The following is an 18,589-nucleotide window of genomic DNA, read 5'->3' as shown; positions in this document are numbered from 1 at the left end:
ACTGCGATGCAGTCTTCTTGTTTGGCAGCCCCGGATGGATTCGAACCACCGAATGCCTGAGTCAGAGTCAGGTGCCTTACCGCTTGGCGACGGGGCTATGTAGCGAATTCTACCGCGTGGAATGCTGACGGCAAGCCCATCAGCATTCCGCGAAGCGCGATTAGCGCTTCGAGAACTGCGTGGCGCGACGTGCCTTGTGCAGGCCGACCTTCTTGCGCTCGACCTCGCGGGCATCGCGGGTCATGAAACCGGCGCGGCGCAGGTCGCCCTTCAGGTTCTCGTCGTACTCGACCAGCGCGCGGGCGATGCCGAGGCGGATCGCACCGGCCTGGCCGGTGATGCCGCCGCCGGCGACCGTCACCACCACGTCGAACTTGTCGGTCGAGTTGGTCAGCTCGAGCGGCTGGCGCACGATCATGCGCGCCGTCTCGCGGCCGAAGAACTCGTCCAGCGAGCGCTGGTTGATCGTGATGTTGCCCGAGCCCTTGCGCAGGAACACGCGGGCGGTGGAGGACTTGCGGCGGCCGGTGCCGTAATTCTGCTGGGTAGCCATGTTCTTGGACCTTAGATGTCGAGCGTCTGCGGCTGCTGCGCGGCGTGCGGGTGCTCGGCACCCTTGTAGACCTTGAGCTTGCGGTACATCGCGCGGCCCAGCGGACCCTTCGGCAGCATGCCCTTGACCGCGATCTCGATCACGCGCTCCGGGTGGCGCTCAAGCGCCTGGGCGAGCGTCTCGGTCTTCAGGTTGCCGACGTAGCCGGTGAAGCGGTGGTACTTCTTGTCGGCCAGCTTGTTGCCGGTGACGGCGATCTTCTCGGCGTTGACCACGATCAGGTAGTCGCCGGTGTCGACGTGCGGAGTGTAGACGGGCTTGTGCTTGCCGCGCAGACGGCGGGCGAGCTCCGAGGCCAGGCGGCCCAGGGTCTTGCCGGAGGCGTCGACGAGATACCAGTCGCGCTGGACGGTCTCGGACTTGGCGATAAAGGTCTTCATGACAAAACTCTTGGTGGGTGCCTGGTCGGGTTGGTTGGGACACCGGAGCGTCCGAACGTCGCCACGCGTTGTGGTGGGACCGGAGTCCCGCGGAACAAAGAAGCGGAATGATAGCGACCCCTGCCAGCGCGTGCAAGCCGCGTCAAGACCGGGCTAGCATCGCCCGATGCCCCTGCCCCGCCCACCCGCGGCCAACCGGCTGGTCGGCCTGGCCGACCAGTGCGTCCAATGCGGCCTCTGCCTCCCGGCCTGCCCGACCTACCGGCGGGACCGGATCGAGGCCGAATCGCCGCGCGGGCGGATCGCACTCGCCCGCGGCTGGGCGCTGGATGCGCTGGAACCGACGCCTGTCGGGGACGCGCACCTCGACCACTGCCTGGCCTGCCGCGCCTGCGAGGCCGTCTGTCCCGCCGGCGTGCGCTATGGCGCGCTGCTGCTGGAAACCCGCAGTCGGCAGCGCCGACGCCGCGGTGCGGCGGCCGTGCAATGCGCGATCGAGTGGCTGACGGCACGTCCGCGCGGCCTCACGCGGCTGCTGTCGCTGTATCGGTGGAGTTACCGTTGGCTGCCGCGGCGCCTTCGAGTGCTGCCGCGCCCACCGGCCGCGCAAGGCGGGCCGATCTCGCGGGAACACGCTGTCGGGCCGCGCTCGCAGGCGGCCCTGTTCGTCGGCTGTGCGGCGCAGACCTACGAAGCGCCGGTGCGCGCCTCGCTCGCCCGGCTGCTATCGACCTGTGGCATCGACATGTCGATACCCGCCGCGCAGACCTGCTGCGGCGCGCTTCATGCGCATGCGGGCGGTACGGCGATCGCCGCCAGCCTCGCTGCGACGAACCGCGACGCCTTCGCCGGCCATGCGCAGGTGCTCACCCTCGCCAGCGGCTGCCATGAGGCGGTGGCAGCGGCGATGCCCGACGGCACCGCGACCGTCGACGCACTCGACGTCCTCGACCGTCATGCCGACGCGCTCGCGTTCCGCTCCTTCGCCGGGCGCGTGGCGCTGCACCTTCCCTGCACGCAGCGCAACGTGGTCGGCAGCGTGCCCGCACTGCGCCGCCTGCTGGCGCGCGTTCCGGGCCTCGACCTCATCATCCTGGACGCGGGCTACGGCTGCTGCGGCGCGTCCGGCAGCGCGATGCTGCTCGATCGCGAGCGCGCCGCCTCGTTCCGCGATCCTCTGCTGTATCAGCTCGATGCCAGCGGCGCGACGCTGTTGCTGAGCGCCAACATCGGCTGCCGCCTGCACCTGCAGTCGGGCACCGCGGTGCCCGTGCTGCATCCGGTGGAATTCCTCGCGCGTCAGCTCGACGGATCGTTCCCGCCTGCGCAGTAGACTTCGCGCATGAATACCCGACACCTCACTTCGTTCGATCGCTGGATCGACAGCGCGCAGCGTGCGCTCGAGACCGTCGCCGGCGATCCGCCGGCCGTGCGCCGCAACCCCGCCGCCTCGCAGCCGGACATCGTGCTCGACGATGCGGAGCGTCGGCATGCCGCGGGGCTGATGCGCATCAACCATGTCGGTGAGGTCTGCGCGCAGGCGCTGTACGTCGGGCAGGCCTCGGTCGCCCGCGATGCACGCACGCGCGAGCACCTGCTGCATGCCGCGCAGGAGGAGACCGACCACCTCGCCTGGTGCGCGGACCGGCTGCGCGAGCTCGACAGCCGCCCGAGCCTGCTCAATCCCGTCTGGTACGCCGGCGCCTACGCCATCGGCCTCGCCGCCGGGCTGCGCGGCGATGGCTGGAACCTCGGCTTCGTCGTCGAGACCGAGCGCCAGGTCGAGGCGCACATCGATGAACATCTCGAATCGCTGCCGCCCGCCGATGTGCGCAGCCGCGCGATCCTGGAAATCATGAAGGACGACGAGGCGCGCCATGCCGACACCGCCGAGGCAGCGGGCGCGCGTCGCCTGCCGATGCCGATCCCGCAACTGATGGCCGCGGCATCGAAGGTGATGAAAACGGTCGCCTACCGGATCTGATCGGCGGCTAGCATCGTCGCGAACGGAAAAGGCCGGCTTTCGCCGGCCTTTTCGCTACGTACCGCAACCGTCAGTCGACGAGGTTGCGGCCGTGGTAGAGCTCTTCGATCTCGCGCTTGAGGCGCGACTCGACCTTCATCCGGTCCTTGAACGAGAGGTTCTTTGCCTTCTCCTCGAACAGGTAGGTATCGAGGTCGAACTCCTTCAGGTGCATCTTCGTGTGGAAGATGTTCTCCTGGTAGACGTTGACGTCGAGCATCTCGTAGCGGTTGCGGATGTTCTTCGCCAGGTAGTCCTGGATCGAATTGATCTTGTGGTCGATGTAGTGCTTCTTGCCCTTGATGTCGCGCGTGAAGCCACGGACCCGGTAGTCCATGATCACGATGTCGGACTCGAAGCTCTCGATCAGGTAGTTCAGCGCCTTCAGCGGCGAGATCACGCCGCACGTCGCCACGTCGATGTCGGCGCGGAACGTCGCGATGCCGTTGTCCGGATGCGTCTCAGGGTACGTGTGCACCGTGATGTGCGACTTGTCCATGTGCGCGACGACGGCGTCGGAGATCAGCTCCTTGCCCGCGTCGCGCTTGTCGATCACCGGCTCTTCCGAGATCAGGATCGTCACCGACGCGCCCTGCGGGTCGTAGTCTTGGCGCGCGATGTTCAGGATGTTCGCGCCGATGATCTCGGCGACGTCCGTGAGGATCTGCGTCAGGCGGTCGGCGTTGTACGCCTCGTCGATGTACTGGATGTAGCGCTGGCGCTCGTCCTCGGTCGCGGCGTAGGAGATGTCGTAGATGTTGAACGACAGCGCCTTGGTCAGGTTGTTGAACCCCTGGAGCCGCAGGCGCGGCAGTGGCTTGACCACGTGCATGGATCCCGGTGACTGGATAAGACACGGGATTATGAGGCATGCGGGGTGACGGGGAAACGAACGACGGGCAACCAAGCACCATCCGGGCTGGAACGGAGGCCAAAATCCAATAGTGACGGGATTGGCCCTTTGGCCCCGATCGTCTATATAGTCGGTTAAATCCCCTGGATCCTGCCCATGTCCCCCGACCTGGCATATCAGCACACGGCACGCCGGCCCCTCAGCCCGTTGATGCCCGACAACGCGGCGATCGAGCGATTCCTCGCCCACTGCCACCGCCGCCGCTATCCGTCCCGCACCGACGTGTTCCGCCCGGGCGACGCGGCGACGACGCTTTACTACGTCATTTCCGGCTCGGTGAGCATCATCAACGAGGAGGAGGACGGCCGTGAGCTGGTGCTCGGCTACTTCGGCGCCGGCCAGTTCGTCGGTGAGATGGGCCTGTTCATCGAGACCGACAAGCGTGAGGTCACGCTGCGCACGCGCACCGCGACTGAATTGGCCGAGATCGGCCACGAGCGCTTCTACGACCTGCTGATGACGCGGCTGTCGACCGACGCGCCCAAGCTGCTTTACTCGATCGGCGCGCAGATCTCCCGCCGCCTGCTCGATACCAGCCGCAAGGCCGGTCGCCTGGCCTTCCTCGACGTCACCGACCGCATCGTGCGCACGCTGCACGACCTCGCGAAGGAACCGGAGGCCATGAGCCATCCGCAGGGCACGCAGATCCGCGTGTCGCGCCAGGAGCTCTCGCGCCTGGTCGGCTGCTCGCGCGAAATGGCCGGCCGCGTGCTCAAGAAGCTCCAGGCCGACGGCCTGCTCCACGCCCGCGGCAAGACCGTCGTCCTCTACGGCACCCGCTGAGCATGGCTCCGGGCGGCGGCGACGTCCGTATCCGCGACGCGCGGATCGGCGACGCGCCCGACGTCGCCCTGCTGCTCGACGACCTCGGCTATCCCTGCAGCCGCGACGAGGCGGCCGACCGCATCGCGATGGTGCTGGCCGATCCGCGCCAGCGGCTTCTGCTCGCCGAGATCGACGGGCATGCCTGCGGCCTGGCCGCGATGGACCTGCGCTACTCGCTGGTGCGCGGCACCGAGCAGGCGCGCATCACCGCGCTGGTGGTCTCGCCCGAATGCGCGCGCCGGGGCATCGGCCGCCGCCTGCTGCGGGACGTCGAGGCGATCGCCCGCCAGTCGGGCGCCGCACGCATCGAAGTGACCACCGCGCTCAGTCGCGAGCACGCGCATGCCTTCTATCGCGACTGCGGCTACGCCGGCGGCTCGCTGCACTTCGCGAAGCTGCTGGGGGACTAAGCCAGCCAGCGCCGCTTCAGCCTTTCGACGCTCCGTTTCCTAGAATCCGGCGGCCCGCCTGTCCTGCAGTGACGTAACCGTGCCCCTACGCGTTGACCTCCGCCGCCTTGCTGCCACCACACTGGCAATCGGATTCCATGTGGTGTTGGTGATTGCGCTTCTAGTGCCAAGCCGCCCGCTGATCCGTTCCCACGAAGCGAACGCTCTTGTCGTCGACGTCGTACCGTCCCGTCCACTGCCCCCTCCGCCGGCCGAACGGAGCCCCTCACCCACTCCGCAGGCGCAATCAGCGCCCAAACCGTCACCATCACCATCGGCACCGCTTGTCACCGAATCTGCGCCATCCGACGGCGCGGCATCACCGCCGCATATTTGGACTTTCGATCCGTCCCAAGGCGTTACAGTCGTCGTCTACGGCCAGCGGCCTACGCTCGATCTGCCGGCAGCGGACCGACCGGCCGCGGAGATCTCCGGATATCGCGCAGGCTTTGAACCGTCGGAAATCGAGGGTCTCAACGGACCCCATGCCGGCGGCAGCGTGCTGTTCGATGTCCTCGTCGACGAATCCGGCATGGCATCCGCCGTGGTACCTGTCGAGCGGAACTGTTCCGAACGCGCCTTCGAAACAGCCTTGGCTGTGGTCAGCCAGTGGCGCTACGCGCCCGCCACATTCGCGGGCACTCCGGTACAGGGTTGGTTACAGGTGAGAATCGACTTCTAACCGCTTGGCGGTTCACGCGCTCAGTGCACGACCGGAGGCTCGCCCCGCACCGCTTTCCCGCCGCGCCCCGGGCATCCCCAGTTGAGCATCGGCGTGCCGGCCGGCAGGCGCTGCCGAAAGAACGCGATCGCCTTCGGCTTCGGGTTGACCACCACTGGATGGCGCGCGGCACGCAGCAACGGCAGGTCGGCGCTGCTGTCGGAGTACGCGGCCTCCACGTCGCCGCCGAAGCCCGCCTCGCGCAACATCGTCATCTTCATTTCGTGATGGCAGTGGCGGGTGGCCATCATCGCGCCGAAGCGCGGGCCGACCTGCGTGCCGACCACGGGCAGGTCCTCGTGCGCGACGAACGCGAGGATCGCGCGCGCGAGCCGCGGCGGCGCGCCGGTGGCGACCACCACGCGATCGCCGGCGACGCGATGGCGATGCAGCACCTCCAGCGCGACCGGCAGCAGCCGGCGGCGGATGTCGTCGGTATTGAGCGCGACGTAGGCGTCGACCAGCGCGTCGAAATCGTGGCGCTCGAACACCGTGCCGGCCCAGACGAACGCACCGATGCCGCGCCGGCGCGTGGGCAGGAAGGCGATCATCGGCCCCGCGACAGGCGCTATCAGTGCGGCGAGCAGCATCCGCCACGCGCTGCGCCGGATCAGCCAGGCGAACAGGTGGCTGCCGGAGTCGCCGTCGTAGAGCGTGTGGTCGAAGTCGAAGACCACCAGCGGCGCGTCGGCGGCCGACGGCGGATAGCGCGGGCCGTCGAGCGTCATGCGAACAGCCGCCGCAGTGCCGCGCCGGGATCCCTCTCGCGCATGAAGCGCTCGCCGACGAGGAACGTTTTCACGCCCGCGCCGCGCATGCGCGCGACGTCGGCCGGCGTCGAGATGCCGCTTTCGGTCACCAGCACGCGATCGGTCGGCACCGCCTGCTTCAGCTCGAGCGTGGTGTCGAGCGACACCTCGAACGTGCGCAGGTTGCGGTTGTTGACGCCGATCAGCGGGCAGTCGGTCTGCAGCGCGCGCTCGAGCTCGTCGATGTCGTGCACCTCGACCAGCACATCCATGCCGAGCTCCATCGCGAGGTTCGCCATCTCCACCAGCGGGCCGTCCTCGAGCGCTGCGACGATCAGCAGGATCGCGTCGGCGCCGATGAAACGCGCCTCGTAGACCTGGTACGGATCGACGGTGAAGTCCTTGCGCAGGATCGGCAGCGAGCAGGCGCGATGCGCGAGGCCCAGGTAGAGGTTGCTGCCCTGGAAGTAGTCGACATCGGTGAGCACCGACAGGCACGCCGCGCCGCCGGCTTCGTAGCTGCGCGCGATCTCGGCGGGATCGAAGTCGGGACGGATCAGCCCCTTCGACGGACTGGCCTTCTTCGCCTCGGCGATGACGGCTGGCAGCCCGGCCGCATGCTTGGCGCGGATCGCGTCGACGAATCCGCGCGGCGGCGGCGCATCGGCGGCACGCGCCTTGAGGTCGGCGAGCGAGCGGATGCGGCTGCGCTGCTCGATCTCCTCGAACTTGCGCTTGAGGATGGTGTTGAGGATGTCGCTCATCGATCGGTCCTGCGGGAATAGGCGCGCTCGACCCTGGCGATGCGCACCTCGAAATGGTCGTACCAATGGGCGCGGCCGAACTCGCGGGTCGCGCGGTGTTCCGCATGATCCCGCCAGGCGGCGATGGCGTCCTCGTCAGTCCAGTACGAGAGCGTGATGCCGAAGCCGTCGGCGTCGCGTACGGATTCCATGCCGAGGAATCCCGGCTGGGCCGCGGCGAGTTCGAACATGCGTGCAGCCGCGTCGGCATAGGCGTCAGCGCCCTCGCCGTTGCGCTGCGAGGTGAAGGTCACCGTCCAGTACGGCGGCGCGGGCATGCTGGCGAAGCCGCCGCTCATGCCTGCGCGAGCTCGCGCGTGGCGGCGACGAACTGATCGAGCTTCGTGCGTGCGGCGCCGGAGGCGAGCGTGCGCCGCGCCAGCGCGATGCCGGCCTCGATGGATTCGGCGAGACCCGCGACGTACAGCGCCGCACCCGCGTTGAGCGCGACGATCTCGCGCGGCAGGCCGGGCTCGTCGTCGAGCGCGCGCAGCAGCATGGTGCGCGACTCCGCGGCATCGGCGACCTTGAGGTTGCGGCTTGCGGCCATCGCGATGCCGAAGTCCTCCGGATGCACCTCGTACTCGCGTACCACGCCGTCGCGCAGCTCGCCGACGCACGTCGCAGCACCGAGCGAGAGCTCGTCCATGCCATCGCGGCCCCAGACGACCAGCGCGCGCTCGGCGCCCAGTTCCTGCAGGACGCGCACCTGGATGCCGACCAGGTCGGGATGGAACACGCCGAGCAGGATGTTCGGCGCGCCCGCCGGATTGGTGAGCGGGCCGAGGATGTTGAACAGCGTGCGCACGCCCATTTCGCGGCGTACGGGCGCGACCACCTTCATCGCCGGATGGTGCAGTGGCGCGAACATGAAGCCGATGCCGGTGCGCGAGATGCACTCCGACACCTGCGCGGGCAAAAGCTCGATGCGCGCGCCGAGCGACTCGAGAACGTCGGCACTGCCCGAGCTCGACGACACGCTGCGCCCGCCGTGCTTGGCCACCTTGCCGCCCGCCGCGGCGACCACGAACATGCTGGCGGTGGAGATGTTGAACGTGCTCGCACCGTCGCCGCCGGTACCGACGATGTCGACCATGTGCGTGCGGTCGGCGACGTCTACCGGCAGCGCGAACTCGCGCATCACCTGCGCCGCGCCGGCGATCTCGCCGACCGTTTCCTTCTTGACGCGCAGGCCGGTGAGGATGGCCGCCGTCATCGTGGGGCTGACCTCGCCGCGCATGATCATGCGCATCAGCTCGACCATCTCGTCGTGGAAGATCTCGCGGTGCTCGATCGTGCGCTGCAGCGCCTGCTGCGGGGTGATCGGCATGCTCAACGCTCCAGAAAGTTCTTCAGCAGCGCGTGGCCGTGCTGGGTGAGGATGGATTCGGGGTGGAACTGCACGCCCTCGACCGGATGCTCGCGGTGGCGCAGACCCATGATCTCGTCGAAGCCGCCAGTCTCGTCTTCCGTCCACGCGGTGATCTCGAGCGACGCCGGCAGCGTGCCGCGGTCGACCACCAGCGAGTGGTAGCGCGTGGCCTCGTAGGCGTCCGGCAGGCCGGCGAATACGCCCTGCCCCTCGTGGCGGATGCGCGAGGTCTTGCCGTGCATGATCGTCTTGGCGCGCACGACGTCGCCGCCATAGGCCTGGCCGATGCTCTGGTGGCCGAGGCACACGCCGAGGACCGGGACGCGCGGGCCGAGCTCGCGGATTACGTCGACCGACACCCCCGCCTCGTTCGGCGTGCACGGCCCGGGCGAGATCACGATGCGCTCCGGCGCGAGCGCTTCGATCTGCGCGACCGACAGCTCGTCGCTGCGTACGACCTTCACCTCCGCACCCAGCGTCTGCAGGTACTGCACGAGGTTGAAGGTGAAGCTGTCGTAGTTGTCGATCATCAACAGCATGGGTCAGTCCGCGAGCAGGAAGACGGCGTAGATGCGGTCGGTATACGTGACGTAACCCGTCTGCAGCGCGACGCGATTGCGCTCGATGCGCGAACCGGTGACCTGGATCCGGTCCAGGCTCTGCGAGTCGCCAAACCAGTCGTAGCCCGAAGGCCAGCCACCGGCGGAGACGCCATACTGGAACTGCGGGGCGACGTCCGAGACACTGTAGAGGGCACCGAGCTTCGCGCCATATGCCCTGGCGATCGTCGTGGCCTTCTCCCGAGTCGCTTCGATCGACTTTTCGCGCAAGGCCCTGCGAAGCGCTGCCTCGTCGGCCAGCTCGGTGCTGACACTGGACACGGTCAGCTCACGGGAGGTCTGTAGCCCCGCGATGAAACGCTCGAGCGCGTCCTTACGGTCGAACGTCGCGGTAAGCGACCGCTCGACCTCGGTGCCGACGAAGATGTCTTCGCCCGTCTTCTCGTCCTCGCGGGTACGCGGCTCGACGGACATTGCCGTCGCCACGATTTCGTTTTCGTCCACGCCTGCCGCCTTGAGGCTGGCGATGACGTCCGCCAGATAGGCCTCCACCTTGCGGCGCGCCTTGCCGGCGTCGCGGTCGACGACGTCGAACGACACCTTGATCTTGAAACGATCCGGGATCGCCCGCGCCTGGGCGTCGCCATAGACGAGGATGTGCCGCGTCGGTGGCAACGCGTTGACCTGCGCGACGGCGGGAGCGGAAATGGCGAGCAGCAGCGACAGCAGGGCGAAGCGGATCATGGGCTCTCCTTGAACATGCACGGCGTCGGACGACGCCCTTCCCTCAACGCGCGGGCGGGGCGATCGGGGTCCATCAGAGGCCCTTCGCCGCCTGCGCCACCGCTCGGAACAGCGCGCGGCCCTTGTTCATGGTCTCCTCCCACTCCTTCTGCGGGTTGGAGTCGTAGACGATGCCGGCGCCAGCCTGCACGTACAGGCGGCCGTCCTGGATGACGGCGGTGCGGATCGCGATCGCGGTATCGGCATCGCCATGCCAGCCGATGTAGCCGATGCTGCCGGCATAGACGTTGCGCTTGATCGGCTCCAGCTCGCGGATCACTTCGAGCGCGCGGATCTTCGGCGCACCGCTCACGGTGCCGGCGGGGAACGTCGCGCGCAGCACGTCGGCGTAGCTCAGTCCGTCCTGCAGACGCCCTGTCACCTCGCTGACGATGTGCATGACGTGGCTGTAGCGCTCGATCACGAACTGCTCGCCGACTTCGACCGTACCCGGTGCGCTCACGCGGCCGACGTCGTTGCGGCCGAGGTCGATCAGCATCAGGTGTTCGGCGCGTTCCTTCGGATCGGCCAGCAGCTCGGCTTCGAGCGCGGCGTCCTGCTCGGGCGTGGCGCCGCGCGGACGCGTGCCGGCGATCGGGCGCACGGTGACTTCGCCGTCCTGCAGTCGCACGAGGATCTCCGGCGACGAGCCGACCACCTGCATGTCGCCGACGTCGAGGAAATACATGTAGGGCGACGGATTGAGCGCACGCAGCGCGCGGTACACGTCGACCGGGCGCGCCTTGAACGGCACCGACAGGCGCTGGCTCAGCACCACCTGGAAGATGTCGCCGGCGCGGATGTAGTCCTTCGACTTCTCGACCGCCTCGATGAAGCCTTCGCGGGTGAAGCCGGAGACGAAATCACCCTCGTCGAGCGCGGCGGACTGCAGCGTCTCGGGATAGCCGGGCCCGCCCTGGCGCAGGCGATGGGTGAGCTCGTCGAGACGACGCTGCGCGCGCGCGAATGCGCGCTCCTCCCGGGGGTCGGCGTGCACGATCAGGTACAGGCGGCCCTTGAGGTTGTCGAAGACCGCGAGTTCCTCGCTGAGCATCAGCAGGATGTCGGGCGTGCCGAGCTCGTCGGGCTTGCCGCGGCCAGTGGCGGCCAGGCGCGGCTCGATGTAGTCGATGCACTCGAAGCCGAACCAGCCGACCAGGCCGCCGGTGAAGCCCGGCAGGTCGTCGATGCGCGGCACCGAGTGCGCCGTTCGCAGCGCCTCGACCTCGGCGAACGGGTCGTCGACCGTGCGCGACTCGACCAGCTCGCCGTCCTCGGTGACGAACAGCGTGTGGCCGGCGAAGGCGTACACGCGCTTGGCGGGCAGGCCGATGATCGAGTAGCGGCCGAAGCGTTCGCCGCCCTCGACCGATTCGAACAGGTAGGTATGCGGCCCATCGGCGAGCTTGAGATACACCGAGAGCGGCGTATCCAGGTCGGACAGGACTTCGCGGACGACGGGTATGCGGGTATGGCCTTGGGCGGCCTGCTGCTGGAACGATTCGAGCGGGGTCACGGGCGATTCTCAGGACGCGGAAACGGAATGGCGGCGGCTCAAGACCGCCATCGCCAACCCGTGCCTGCCTGGAATCGCTGGTGTGCCCGAAGTGCCATGGGGCGGGACTATAGCGGCTCGCGTGGCGTCGCGCGATCAGGTGCCGGCGCGGTCCCGCCCAGCAGCGGGCAGCCCGCCGGCAGCCGCATGCGCAGCCGGTGCGCGAGGCACTCGATGCGGAAGCGCCCGCCTTCGACGGGTTCGCCGTCGAGGTGCAGCGTGAGCGGCGTCGCCGCGCGCAGCTCGACCCAGGGCAGCCGAGCGCGCTCGCCGGCTTCTTCGACCACCGCCTCGCGCCCGTCGGTCAGCGCTGTCTTCAGCGCGCCGACCACGCCTTCGGGCAGGTCGGGCACCACGGTGACGTCGAGCGCGCCATCGTCGATCAGTGCATCCGGGCATACCGGATGGCCGCCGCCGGCCTGCCGCGCGTTGCCGATCGCGAGCGCGAGCATGTCGCCGCGCCAGCGAAAGCCCGGCCCGTCGAGCTCGACGGGATGCCGCTGCATGTTGCGGATCGCTCGCACGCTGCCGAGCAGATAGGACAGGCTGCCGAGATGTTTCTTCAGGCCTTCGTGGACGTCGGCGGTGGCATGCGTGCCGACACCGCCGGTGGCGACGTTCATGCACCAGCGCTCGGCGCCGTCGGCCTCGATGCGCAACACGTCGACCGGCACGGCGTCGCGCTCAGCCAGCGCGAACGCGTCCTCGAGGTCATCCGGAATGCCCGCGGCCGTGGCGAAGTCGTTCGCGGTGCCGAGCGGCAGAACGGCGAGGTCGGGCGTGGGCGTCGACGATGCGCATGCGGCGATCGCGCCGGCCACCTCGCCCAGCGTGCCGTCGCCGCCGGCGGCGACGATGCAGTCGACACCGTCGCCGATCGCCTCGTTGGCATAGCGCGTGGCGTCGCCATGCTCCCAGGTGACGCGCACGCCGACGTCGAAGCCGCGCGCGCGACGCGCGGCCACGGCGTCGCGCAGCTCGGGCATGCCGGCGGCCTTGCCGTTCACGATCAGGCGCCATCGGGTCATCGTCGATCCTCCGGCGCGCACGGTAGCGACGGGCCGGTCAGCCGGCGATGAAAGCGGTCATCGCCCTGTCATGCGGTGCGCGCAGCATGGAAGGCCATCGCAGGGACGAACGCCGAGGCAGGACGCCTCATCGATTCCCCCGCCGGCGCCTCGCGCGCCGGCTTTCTTTTTCAGCGGCGACGTGCGTCGTCGACCGCGGCCTTCATGCGCGCGATCACGTCGGCATAGTCCGGCGCGTTGAAGATGGCCGAGCCGGCGACGAAGGTATCCGCGCCCGCGGCGGCGATCTCGCCGATGTTCTCGGCCTTGACGCCGCCGTCGATCTCCAGCCGCACCTCGCGGCCGCTCGCGTCGATCATCGAGCGCACGCGGCGCAGCTTGTCGAGCGCCGACGGAATGAACGCCTGCCCGCCGAAGCCGGGGTTCACGCTCATCAGCAGCACCATGTCGATGTCGCCGAGCACGTAGTCGAGCACGTCGACCGGCGTGGCCGGATTGAGCACGATGCCCGCCTGGCAGCCATGCGACTTGATCAGCTGCACGGTGCGATGCACGTGCCGGCTCGCTTCCGGATGGAACGTGATCATCGACGCGCCGGCCTTGGCGAAGTCCGGCACGATGCGGTCCACCGGCTCGACCATCAGGTGCACGTCGATCGGCGCGGTGACGCCGTGCTTGCGCAGCGCCTCGCAGACCAGCGGACCGATGGTGAGGTTGGGCACATAATGGTTGTCCATCACGTCGAAGTGCACCCAGTCGGCGCCGGCCTTCAGCACGTTGTCGACTTCCTCCCCGAGCTTCGCGAAGTTCGCGGACAGGATGGACGGGGCGATTACGGTCGGTTGCATGTCGGCTCTCTTCAGCGACGCGGGCGGCGCAGCGTCTGGATGCGGTCGTAGGCGCCGTTGATCTCGCGCGCCTTCTGCTCGGCGCGGCGGCGCAGCTCGGGCGCGGCGGTGGCGAACTTGTCGGGGTGGTACTGCGACATCAGGCGGCGGTAGGCCTGGTCGATGTCGGCGTCGCTGGCGTCGTCGGGGACGCGCAGCACGCGGTAGGGGTCGTCGCGCAGGCGGAACCAGTCGGCGTCGAAGGCATGGCCGATCAGCAGGCCCAGCAGCGCGCCCAGCGGCGGTTCGGCGCGCAGCAGCGCGGCGCCGGCGAAGAAGCCCAGCAATTTGCCGTACCAGCGGGACGTGCGCACGCGGCCTGTCGGGGGTCGAAAACGAGGGCCGCAGTGTACCTGCAGGCCGTCCACGGCCGGCGTACACTGCCCGGCCCGCCGCCGTCCAGGCGGCCGTGCCGTGTGATGCCCATGCGTCCTTCGCTGCTCGCGTCCGACCTCCCCGGCCTGCACCTGCGCCATCGCGGCAAGGTGCGCGACGTCTTCGATGTTCCCGCCGACCGCCTACCGCCCGGCACCGACGGCGACCACCTGCTCATCGTCGCCACCGACCGCCTTTCGGCGTTCGACGTGGTGCTGCCCGACCCGATCCCCGGCAAGGGCGAGATGCTCTGCCGCATCAGCAACTTCTGGTTCGGCCGGACGGCGCACATCGTGCCCAACCACCTCACCGGCATCGACGTGGCGAGCGTGCTGCCCGACGGCGTGGACGCGTCGCTCTACGCGCAGCGCTCGGTGGTGACGCGGCGCCTGAAGCCCGTGCCGATCGAATGCATCGCGCGCGGCTACCTGATCGGCAGCGGCTGGAAGGACTACCAGCGCACCGGGCGCGTCTCCGGCCTCGCCCTGCCCGACGGCCTGCGCCAGGCCGAGCGCCTGCCCGAGCCGATCTTCACCCCGTCGACCAAGGCCGCGGTCGGCGACCACGACGAGAACATCGACTTCGATGCCGCCGTGCGCCTGTGCGGCGCCGACCTCGCCGAGGCCGTGCGCGACGCCACGCTGCGTCTCTATGCCTACGCGGCAAGCTACGCGGCGCAGCGCGGCATCCTGCTGGCCGACACCAAGTTCGAGTTCGGCACCGATGCCGACGGCCGCCTGTACGTGATGGACGAGATGCTGACGCCGGACTCGTCGCGCTACTGGCCGGCCGAGTCCTACGAGGTCGGCACCAGCCCGCCGAGCTACGACAAGCAGTTCGTGCGCGACTACCTCGAGCAGATCGGCTGGGACAAGACGCCGCCTGGCCCGGTGCTGCCGCCGGAGGTCATCGAGAAGACGCGTGCGAAGTACGCCGAGGCGCTGGAGCGGCTCGCCGAGCTCAAGGTCGACTGACGGCGTCCGCGGCAGCGCGGGTGACGGCATCCCGTGCATGCAACGCCGCCGGCATCGGGCCTGCGGCATGATGGCCGCCCGCCGTCCGTGTGGCACGCCATGAACGCCTCCGCCCGCCCCATCGACCGCTGGTTCGCAAGCTACAGCGACGACCATCGCAACGATGCCAACCAGCGCATCCACGTGCTCTGCGTGCCGGCGATCCTGTGGAGCGTGGTCGCGCTGCTGTGGTGCATCCCCACGCCGGGCACGCTGTTCCGCGACGGCGTGTTCGCGGGCGTCGCGATGGTCGTCGCCGCGCTGTTCTACTACCGGCATTCGCGTCGCCTGGGGCTGGGCATGGCGATCGCATTCGTCGTCATCGGCCTGATCACGCGCGCACTGCACGACGCGCTCGGCTCGCGCGACCTCGCCATCGCCGCCGCGGTGGTGTTCGTGATCGCATGGATCGGGCAGTTCGTCGGCCACAAGATCGAGGGCCGCAAGCCCAGCTTCCTCACCGACCTCACCTACCTGCTGATCGGCCCGGCCTGGGTGCTGGCCAAGCTCTACCGCCGCCTCGGCATCGCGTACTGATGGCACGGCCGGCCGGCCTCGGCGGGCGCGACCTCGCGCTCGTGCTGCTGATCTGCCTCGCGTGGGCAGGCAACTTCCTCACGTCGGCGCTCGCGCTGCGCGAGATCCCGCCGTTCCTGTTCACCGCGCTGCGCTTCGTGATGCTGGGCGTCGCGCTGCTGCCCTTCATGAAGCGGCCGCCCCCGGGCCAGTGGCCGCGCCTGCTCGCCGTCGGCCTGTGCCTGGGCGTACTGCACTTCGGGCTGAGCTTCACCTCGCTCAAGCTCGCCGGTGATCTCTCATCGCCCGCCATCGCGATGCAGAGCTACGTGCCGATGACCGCGCTGCTGGGCTGGCTGATGCTCGGCGAGCGTTTCGCCTGGCGCACGGGGCTGGCGATCGCGGTGAGCTTCGCTGGCGTGCTGGTGCTGGGCTTCGACCCGATCGTGCTCGACCACCCGGCCTCGCTCGTCACGATGCTCGTCTCGGCGCTGTTCCTCGCGCTGGCCACGGTGCTGATGAAGCCGCTGAAGGGCTTGGACGTCTTCAGCCAGCAGGGCTTCATCGCGTGGATCAGCCTGGCGCCGCTGCTGGCGATCAGCGCCGTGCTGGAGCCGGGCGGGATCGCGCACCTCGCGAAGGTGAGCTGGGTCGCCTGGGCCGGTGCGGCGTATGCGGCCTTCGTCGCCTCGCTGCTCGGCCACGGGCTGTACTACGTGCTGGTCAAGCGCCATCCGATCGCGCAGGTGACGCCCTGGCTTCTGCTCTCGCCGGTGCTGGCGATCGTGCTGGGCGTGCTGTTCTGGGGCGATCGTCCGGGCCCGCGACTTCTCGTCGGCGGCGCGATGGTCCTCGGTGGCGTGCTGATCATCGCGTTGCGGGCGATGGCGAAGTCGCGGACGACGCTGCCGGAAGCGAGCGAGATCTAGTCAGCCTTCGCGCCGCGGGAACATCGCGGCGGTCGGCGCGAAGACGCGTGGCGCGTAGCCGAACGCCTCGCGCGCGGGCGCGACGTCGAACACGAGGTCGCGCCGCATGCGCTCGATGGCCGCTTCGCCGAAGCCCATCGCCATGCCGCGCGCCTGCGCGGCGCGCAGCACGAGCTCGAACACCGGCAACGGCAGCTCCAGCAGGTGCGCCGGCGGCTCGAGCACGCGCAGCACGCGGCGCACCATCTCGCGATAGGCCAGGGTCTCGCCGCCCGGCAGGTCGAAGGCGCGGTCGAAGGCGCCGGGCGCGGCGAGGCAGTCGACCGCCGCATCGGCGAGGTCGGCCACGTGCACCGGCTGGCGCAACCCGTTCGCGCGGCGCGGCAGCGGGAACCAGCGCACGCGGTGCGCGATGCGCGTGATGCGGCTGAGCGTGGCGTCGCGCGCGGCGCCGTAGACCAGCGTCGGGCGCAGCACGGTGAAGGCCGCGCCGCGCCCGCGCGCCGCCGTGGCGAGGCGGTCCTCGGCCAGTTGCAGGCGCTGCGCGACGTCGCGCTCGTCGGGATCGATCGAATGCTGTTTCACCGCCACGCTGGTCGAGCCGAACGCGACCACGCGCGCGGCATCGATGCCGGCGCGCGCGTACCAGTGCGAGAACGCGTCGAGCGGGCCCGCGCTCACGATCGCGTCCACCTGCGCGGGCAGCGGTGGCCTCGCATCGAAGTCGCCCTGCAGCCACGTCAGCCCGGGCTCGTCGCGCTGCGGCGTGCGAGAGAGAGCGGTGATCCGCCAGCCGTCGCGGCGCAGGCGGTCGATCAGCGGCTCACCGATCTGCCCCGTGCCGCCGAAAACGAGCGCGTGGCGCATCAGGCCGTTCGCTTCGCCAGCGCCGGCCGCAGCCACAGGTAGCCGAGCACCGCGGAGACCACCGAAGCCAGCAGCACGCCCAGCACGGCCTCCTCGTAGAACAGCGGATCGCTGTAGGCGAGCGAGGCGATGAACAGGCTCATGGTGAAGCCGATGCCGCAGAGCAGGCCGAGGCCGATCGTCGAGCGCACGTCCATGCCGTCCGGCAGGCGTGCGAGGCCGGTCGCGCGCATCAGCAGCGCGGCGCCGACGATGCCGACCGGCTTGCCGAGCACGAGACCGAGCAGGATGCCCATCGGCAGCGCACTGCTCATGTCGGCGAGCGAGATGCCGCCGAGCGCGAGGCCCGCGTTGACGAAGGCGAACAGCGGCAGGATCGCGTAGGCCACCCAGGGATGCAGCGCGTGCTCGAGCGTCTCCAGCGGCGAATGCTCGATCTCGTCGTCGACGCCGTCGCGCTTGTCGACATGCGGAATCATCAGGCCCGTCGCAACGCCCGCGAGCGTCGCGTGCACGCCCGACTTCAGCACGCAGACCCACAGCACCACGCCCAGCAGCAGGTAGGGCGTGAGCGACTTCACGCCGCGCCGGTTGAGCATGAACATGCCCAGCAGCGCGACGGCGGCCCAGGCCAGTGCGACGAACGACATGCCATGCGAATAGAACAGCGCGATGATCACGATCGCGATCAGGTCGTCGACCACCGCGATCGTCGACAGCAGCAGCTTCATGCCGACCGGCACGCGCGGGCCCAGCAGCGCGAGCACGCCGAGTGCGAACGCGATGTCGGTGGCCGTCGGCACCGCCCAGCCGCGCATCGCGCCGGCGTTGTCGTGGTTGAGCGCGGTGAACAGCAGTGCAGGCACCGCCACGCCCGCGATCGCGCAGACCAGCGGCAGCACGAGCTGATCGCGGCTCGCCAGCTGCCCGCTGGTCGCCTCGCGCTTGATCTCCAGCGCGACGAGCAGGAAGAAGATCGCCATCAGGCCGTCGTTGATCCACAGCAGCAACGGCTTGGCGAGTTCGAACGTGCCGAAGCGGAACGCCACCGGCAACTGGCGGAACGCTTCGTAGCCGTCGGCGAGCGGCGAGTTCGCGCACAGCATCGCGATCGCCGCGGCGGCGATCAGCACGATGCCGCCGGCGGCTTCGAGGCGGAAGAAATGGGCGAGTGCGCGCACGGCGCGCGGCGCGTGCGCCGTCGTCTGCGTGGTATCCATGCGTCGAG

General features: G+C 69.3%; 23 protein-coding genes and 1 tRNA gene. 8 read left to right on the top strand and 16 right to left on the bottom strand.

What is annotated here, in order from left to right:
• Window positions 1–22: 22 nt before the first annotated feature.
• The 3 genes from IE066_RS13350 to rplM form a co-directional block, all read right to left on the bottom strand.
• Window positions 23–97 (bottom strand) — tRNA-Gln (locus tag IE066_RS13350).
• Window positions 98–160: 63 nt separating this feature from the next.
• Window positions 161–553 (bottom strand): 30S ribosomal protein S9, encoded by a 393-nt coding sequence (gene rpsI, locus IE066_RS13345; protein ID WP_189450736.1) that lies wholly within the window; start codon window positions 551–553, stop codon window positions 161–163.
• Between the two features lie 11 nt (window positions 554–564).
• Window positions 565–993 carry a 50S ribosomal protein L13 gene (rplM, locus tag IE066_RS13340; RefSeq protein WP_189450734.1) on the bottom strand — a complete coding sequence of 143 codons (429 nt, stop codon included), beginning with the start codon at window positions 991–993 and terminating at the stop codon, window positions 565–567.
• A 166-nt stretch (window positions 994–1,159) separates the two neighbouring features.
• On the opposite strand from rplM, the gene IE066_RS13335 reads away from it, so the two are divergent.
• Both IE066_RS13335 and coq7 read left to right on the top strand, forming a co-directional pair.
• Window positions 1,160–2,326 carry a (Fe-S)-binding protein gene (locus tag IE066_RS13335; RefSeq protein ID WP_189450732.1) on the top strand — a complete coding sequence of 389 codons (1,167 nt, stop codon included), beginning with the start codon at window positions 1,160–1,162 and terminating at the stop codon, window positions 2,324–2,326.
• A 9-nt stretch (window positions 2,327–2,335) separates the two neighbouring features.
• A complete protein-coding gene (gene coq7, locus IE066_RS13330) occupies window positions 2,336–2,977 on the top strand; it encodes a 2-polyprenyl-3-methyl-6-methoxy-1,4-benzoquinone monooxygenase (RefSeq protein WP_189450730.1) in 642 nt (213 codons plus the stop codon).
• A 70-nt stretch (window positions 2,978–3,047) separates the two neighbouring features.
• Here the strand turns inward: coq7 and speD are convergent, their stop codons facing one another.
• Window positions 3,048–3,842, bottom strand: a complete 795-nt coding sequence (gene speD, locus IE066_RS13325) for an adenosylmethionine decarboxylase (RefSeq protein ID WP_189450728.1) — start codon at window positions 3,840–3,842, stop codon at window positions 3,048–3,050.
• Window positions 3,843–4,025: 183 nt separating this feature from the next.
• On the opposite strand from speD, the gene crp reads away from it, so the two are divergent.
• The 3 genes from crp to IE066_RS13310 all read left to right on the top strand — a co-directional run bounded on the left by crp (window position 4,026) and on the right by IE066_RS13310 (window position 5,885).
• Window positions 4,026–4,712, top strand: a complete 687-nt coding sequence (crp, locus tag IE066_RS13320) for a cAMP-activated global transcriptional regulator CRP (RefSeq protein ID WP_189450726.1) — start codon at window positions 4,026–4,028, stop codon at window positions 4,710–4,712.
• Between the two features lie 2 nt (window positions 4,713–4,714).
• The gene (locus tag IE066_RS13315; RefSeq protein ID WP_189450721.1) at window positions 4,715–5,164 is read left to right on the top strand and encodes a GNAT family N-acetyltransferase; all 450 of its coding nucleotides are present in this window, start codon (window positions 4,715–4,717) and stop codon (window positions 5,162–5,164) included.
• A 79-nt stretch (window positions 5,165–5,243) separates the two neighbouring features.
• Window positions 5,244–5,885 (top strand): energy transducer TonB, encoded by a 642-nt coding sequence (locus tag IE066_RS13310; RefSeq protein WP_189450720.1) that lies wholly within the window; start codon window positions 5,244–5,246, stop codon window positions 5,883–5,885.
• Window positions 5,886–5,905: 20 nt separating this feature from the next.
• On the opposite strand, the gene IE066_RS13305 is transcribed toward IE066_RS13310, so the two are convergent.
• The 10 genes from IE066_RS13305 to IE066_RS13260 all read right to left on the bottom strand — a co-directional run bounded on the left by IE066_RS13305 (window position 5,906) and on the right by IE066_RS13260 (window position 13,975).
• A complete protein-coding gene (locus IE066_RS13305; protein ID WP_189450719.1) occupies window positions 5,906–6,652 on the bottom strand; it encodes a haloacid dehalogenase-like hydrolase in 747 nt (248 codons plus the stop codon).
• Entirely contained in the window at window positions 6,649–7,437 is a 789-nt protein-coding gene (trpC, locus tag IE066_RS13300) for an indole-3-glycerol phosphate synthase TrpC (protein ID WP_189450718.1), read from the bottom strand. Before trpC ends, IE066_RS13305 begins: the two co-directional genes overlap by 4 nt.
• Complete coding sequence (locus IE066_RS13295) at window positions 7,434–7,775, bottom strand: antibiotic biosynthesis monooxygenase family protein (protein WP_189450717.1); 342 nt, start codon at window positions 7,773–7,775, stop codon at window positions 7,434–7,436. Before IE066_RS13295 ends, trpC begins: the two co-directional genes overlap by 4 nt.
• Window positions 7,772–8,806: an anthranilate phosphoribosyltransferase gene (gene trpD, locus IE066_RS13290; protein WP_189450715.1), complete on the bottom strand. Its 1,035-nt coding sequence runs from the start codon at window positions 8,804–8,806 to the stop codon at window positions 7,772–7,774. The genes IE066_RS13295 and trpD overlap by 4 nt, the downstream gene beginning before the upstream one ends.
• 2 nt (window positions 8,807–8,808) lie before the next feature.
• Window positions 8,809–9,387, bottom strand: a complete 579-nt coding sequence (locus IE066_RS13285) for an anthranilate synthase component II (protein ID WP_189450713.1) — start codon at window positions 9,385–9,387, stop codon at window positions 8,809–8,811.
• Between the two features lie 3 nt (window positions 9,388–9,390).
• Complete coding sequence (locus IE066_RS13280) at window positions 9,391–10,152, bottom strand: SIMPL domain-containing protein (RefSeq protein ID WP_189450711.1); 762 nt, start codon at window positions 10,150–10,152, stop codon at window positions 9,391–9,393.
• Between the two features lie 73 nt (window positions 10,153–10,225).
• Window positions 10,226–11,707, bottom strand: coding sequence for an anthranilate synthase component I (gene trpE / locus IE066_RS13275; protein ID WP_189450708.1), 1,482 nt, complete (start codon window positions 11,705–11,707; stop codon window positions 10,226–10,228).
• A gap of 107 nt (window positions 11,708–11,814) precedes the next feature.
• The gene (gene yegS, locus IE066_RS13270; RefSeq protein ID WP_189450706.1) at window positions 11,815–12,774 is read right to left on the bottom strand and encodes a lipid kinase YegS; all 960 of its coding nucleotides are present in this window, start codon (window positions 12,772–12,774) and stop codon (window positions 11,815–11,817) included.
• 170 nt (window positions 12,775–12,944) lie between these two features.
• Window positions 12,945–13,622: a ribulose-phosphate 3-epimerase gene (rpe, locus tag IE066_RS13265; protein ID WP_189450704.1), complete on the bottom strand. Its 678-nt coding sequence runs from the start codon at window positions 13,620–13,622 to the stop codon at window positions 12,945–12,947.
• A gap of 11 nt (window positions 13,623–13,633) precedes the next feature.
• Window positions 13,634–13,975, bottom strand: coding sequence for a J domain-containing protein (locus IE066_RS13260; RefSeq protein ID WP_229790817.1), 342 nt, complete (start codon window positions 13,973–13,975; stop codon window positions 13,634–13,636).
• Between the two features lie 111 nt (window positions 13,976–14,086).
• On the opposite strand from IE066_RS13260, the gene IE066_RS13255 reads away from it, so the two are divergent.
• The 3 genes from IE066_RS13255 to IE066_RS13245 all read left to right on the top strand — a co-directional run bounded on the left by IE066_RS13255 (window position 14,087) and on the right by IE066_RS13245 (window position 16,494).
• The gene (locus tag IE066_RS13255; RefSeq protein ID WP_189450700.1) at window positions 14,087–15,010 is read left to right on the top strand and encodes a phosphoribosylaminoimidazolesuccinocarboxamide synthase; all 924 of its coding nucleotides are present in this window, start codon (window positions 14,087–14,089) and stop codon (window positions 15,008–15,010) included.
• 99 nt (window positions 15,011–15,109) lie between these two features.
• A complete protein-coding gene (locus IE066_RS13250) occupies window positions 15,110–15,586 on the top strand; it encodes an Mpo1 family 2-hydroxy fatty acid dioxygenase (protein WP_189450698.1) in 477 nt (158 codons plus the stop codon).
• Window positions 15,586–16,494: a DMT family transporter gene (locus tag IE066_RS13245; protein WP_189450696.1), complete on the top strand. Its 909-nt coding sequence runs from the start codon at window positions 15,586–15,588 to the stop codon at window positions 16,492–16,494. The genes IE066_RS13250 and IE066_RS13245 overlap by 1 nt, the downstream gene beginning before the upstream one ends.
• Here the strand turns inward: IE066_RS13245 and IE066_RS13240 are convergent, their stop codons facing one another.
• Window positions 16,495–17,361, bottom strand: a complete 867-nt coding sequence (locus tag IE066_RS13240) for an NAD-dependent epimerase/dehydratase family protein (protein WP_189450694.1) — start codon at window positions 17,359–17,361, stop codon at window positions 16,495–16,497. It abuts the gene before it with no gap.
• Complete coding sequence (gene nhaA / locus IE066_RS13235; RefSeq protein ID WP_189450692.1) at window positions 17,361–18,581, bottom strand: Na+/H+ antiporter NhaA; 1,221 nt, start codon at window positions 18,579–18,581, stop codon at window positions 17,361–17,363. Before nhaA ends, IE066_RS13240 begins: the two co-directional genes overlap by 1 nt.
• Between the last annotated feature and the right edge of the window lie 8 nt (window positions 18,582–18,589).

Source organism: Cognatilysobacter xinjiangensis (genome assembly GCF_014651995.1).
GTDB classification, from domain to species: Bacteria; Pseudomonadota; Gammaproteobacteria; order Xanthomonadales; family Xanthomonadaceae; genus Cognatilysobacter; species Cognatilysobacter xinjiangensis.
Note: the sequence above shows the minus strand (reverse complement) of the source record. Positions and strands in the feature narration are given on the sequence as shown.

What these genes read in the sequence shown, in the direction of transcription:
- rpsI (WP_189450736.1), bottom strand. Translation starts at nt 553, where the DNA reads ATGGCTACCCAGCAGAATTACGGCACCGGCCGCCGCAAGTCCTCCACC.
- rplM (WP_189450734.1), bottom strand. Translation starts at nt 993, where the DNA reads ATGAAGACCTTTATCGCCAAGTCCGAGACCGTCCAGCGCGACTGGTAT.
- coq7 (WP_189450730.1), top strand. Translation starts at nt 2,336, where the DNA reads ATGAATACCCGACACCTCACTTCGTTCGATCGCTGGATCGACAGCGCG.
- IE066_RS13280 (WP_189450711.1), bottom strand. Translation starts at nt 10,152, where the DNA reads ATGATCCGCTTCGCCCTGCTGTCGCTGCTGCTCGCCATTTCCGCTCCC.
- trpD (WP_189450715.1), bottom strand. Translation starts at nt 8,806, where the DNA reads ATGCCGATCACCCCGCAGCAGGCGCTGCAGCGCACGATCGAGCACCGC.
- crp (WP_189450726.1), top strand. Translation starts at nt 4,026, where the DNA reads ATGTCCCCCGACCTGGCATATCAGCACACGGCACGCCGGCCCCTCAGC.
- IE066_RS13335 (WP_189450732.1), top strand. Translation starts at nt 1,160, where the DNA reads ATGCCCCTGCCCCGCCCACCCGCGGCCAACCGGCTGGTCGGCCTGGCC.
- IE066_RS13305 (WP_189450719.1), bottom strand. Translation starts at nt 6,652, where the DNA reads ATGACGCTCGACGGCCCGCGCTATCCGCCGTCGGCCGCCGACGCGCCG.
- trpC (WP_189450718.1), bottom strand. Translation starts at nt 7,437, where the DNA reads ATGAGCGACATCCTCAACACCATCCTCAAGCGCAAGTTCGAGGAGATC.
- nhaA (WP_189450692.1), bottom strand. Translation starts at nt 18,581, where the DNA reads ATGGATACCACGCAGACGACGGCGCACGCGCCGCGCGCCGTGCGCGCA.
- yegS (WP_189450706.1), bottom strand. Translation starts at nt 12,774, where the DNA reads ATGACCCGATGGCGCCTGATCGTGAACGGCAAGGCCGCCGGCATGCCC.
- IE066_RS13250 (WP_189450698.1), top strand. Translation starts at nt 15,110, where the DNA reads ATGAACGCCTCCGCCCGCCCCATCGACCGCTGGTTCGCAAGCTACAGC.
- rpe (WP_189450704.1), bottom strand. Translation starts at nt 13,622, where the DNA reads ATGCAACCGACCGTAATCGCCCCGTCCATCCTGTCCGCGAACTTCGCG.
- IE066_RS13255 (WP_189450700.1), top strand. Translation starts at nt 14,087, where the DNA reads ATGCGTCCTTCGCTGCTCGCGTCCGACCTCCCCGGCCTGCACCTGCGC.
- IE066_RS13245 (WP_189450696.1), top strand. Translation starts at nt 15,586, where the DNA reads ATGGCACGGCCGGCCGGCCTCGGCGGGCGCGACCTCGCGCTCGTGCTG.
- IE066_RS13315 (WP_189450721.1), top strand. Translation starts at nt 4,715, where the DNA reads ATGGCTCCGGGCGGCGGCGACGTCCGTATCCGCGACGCGCGGATCGGC.
- IE066_RS13295 (WP_189450717.1), bottom strand. Translation starts at nt 7,775, where the DNA reads ATGAGCGGCGGCTTCGCCAGCATGCCCGCGCCGCCGTACTGGACGGTG.
- IE066_RS13285 (WP_189450713.1), bottom strand. Translation starts at nt 9,387, where the DNA reads ATGCTGTTGATGATCGACAACTACGACAGCTTCACCTTCAACCTCGTG.
- IE066_RS13240 (WP_189450694.1), bottom strand. Translation starts at nt 17,361, where the DNA reads ATGCGCCACGCGCTCGTTTTCGGCGGCACGGGGCAGATCGGTGAGCCG.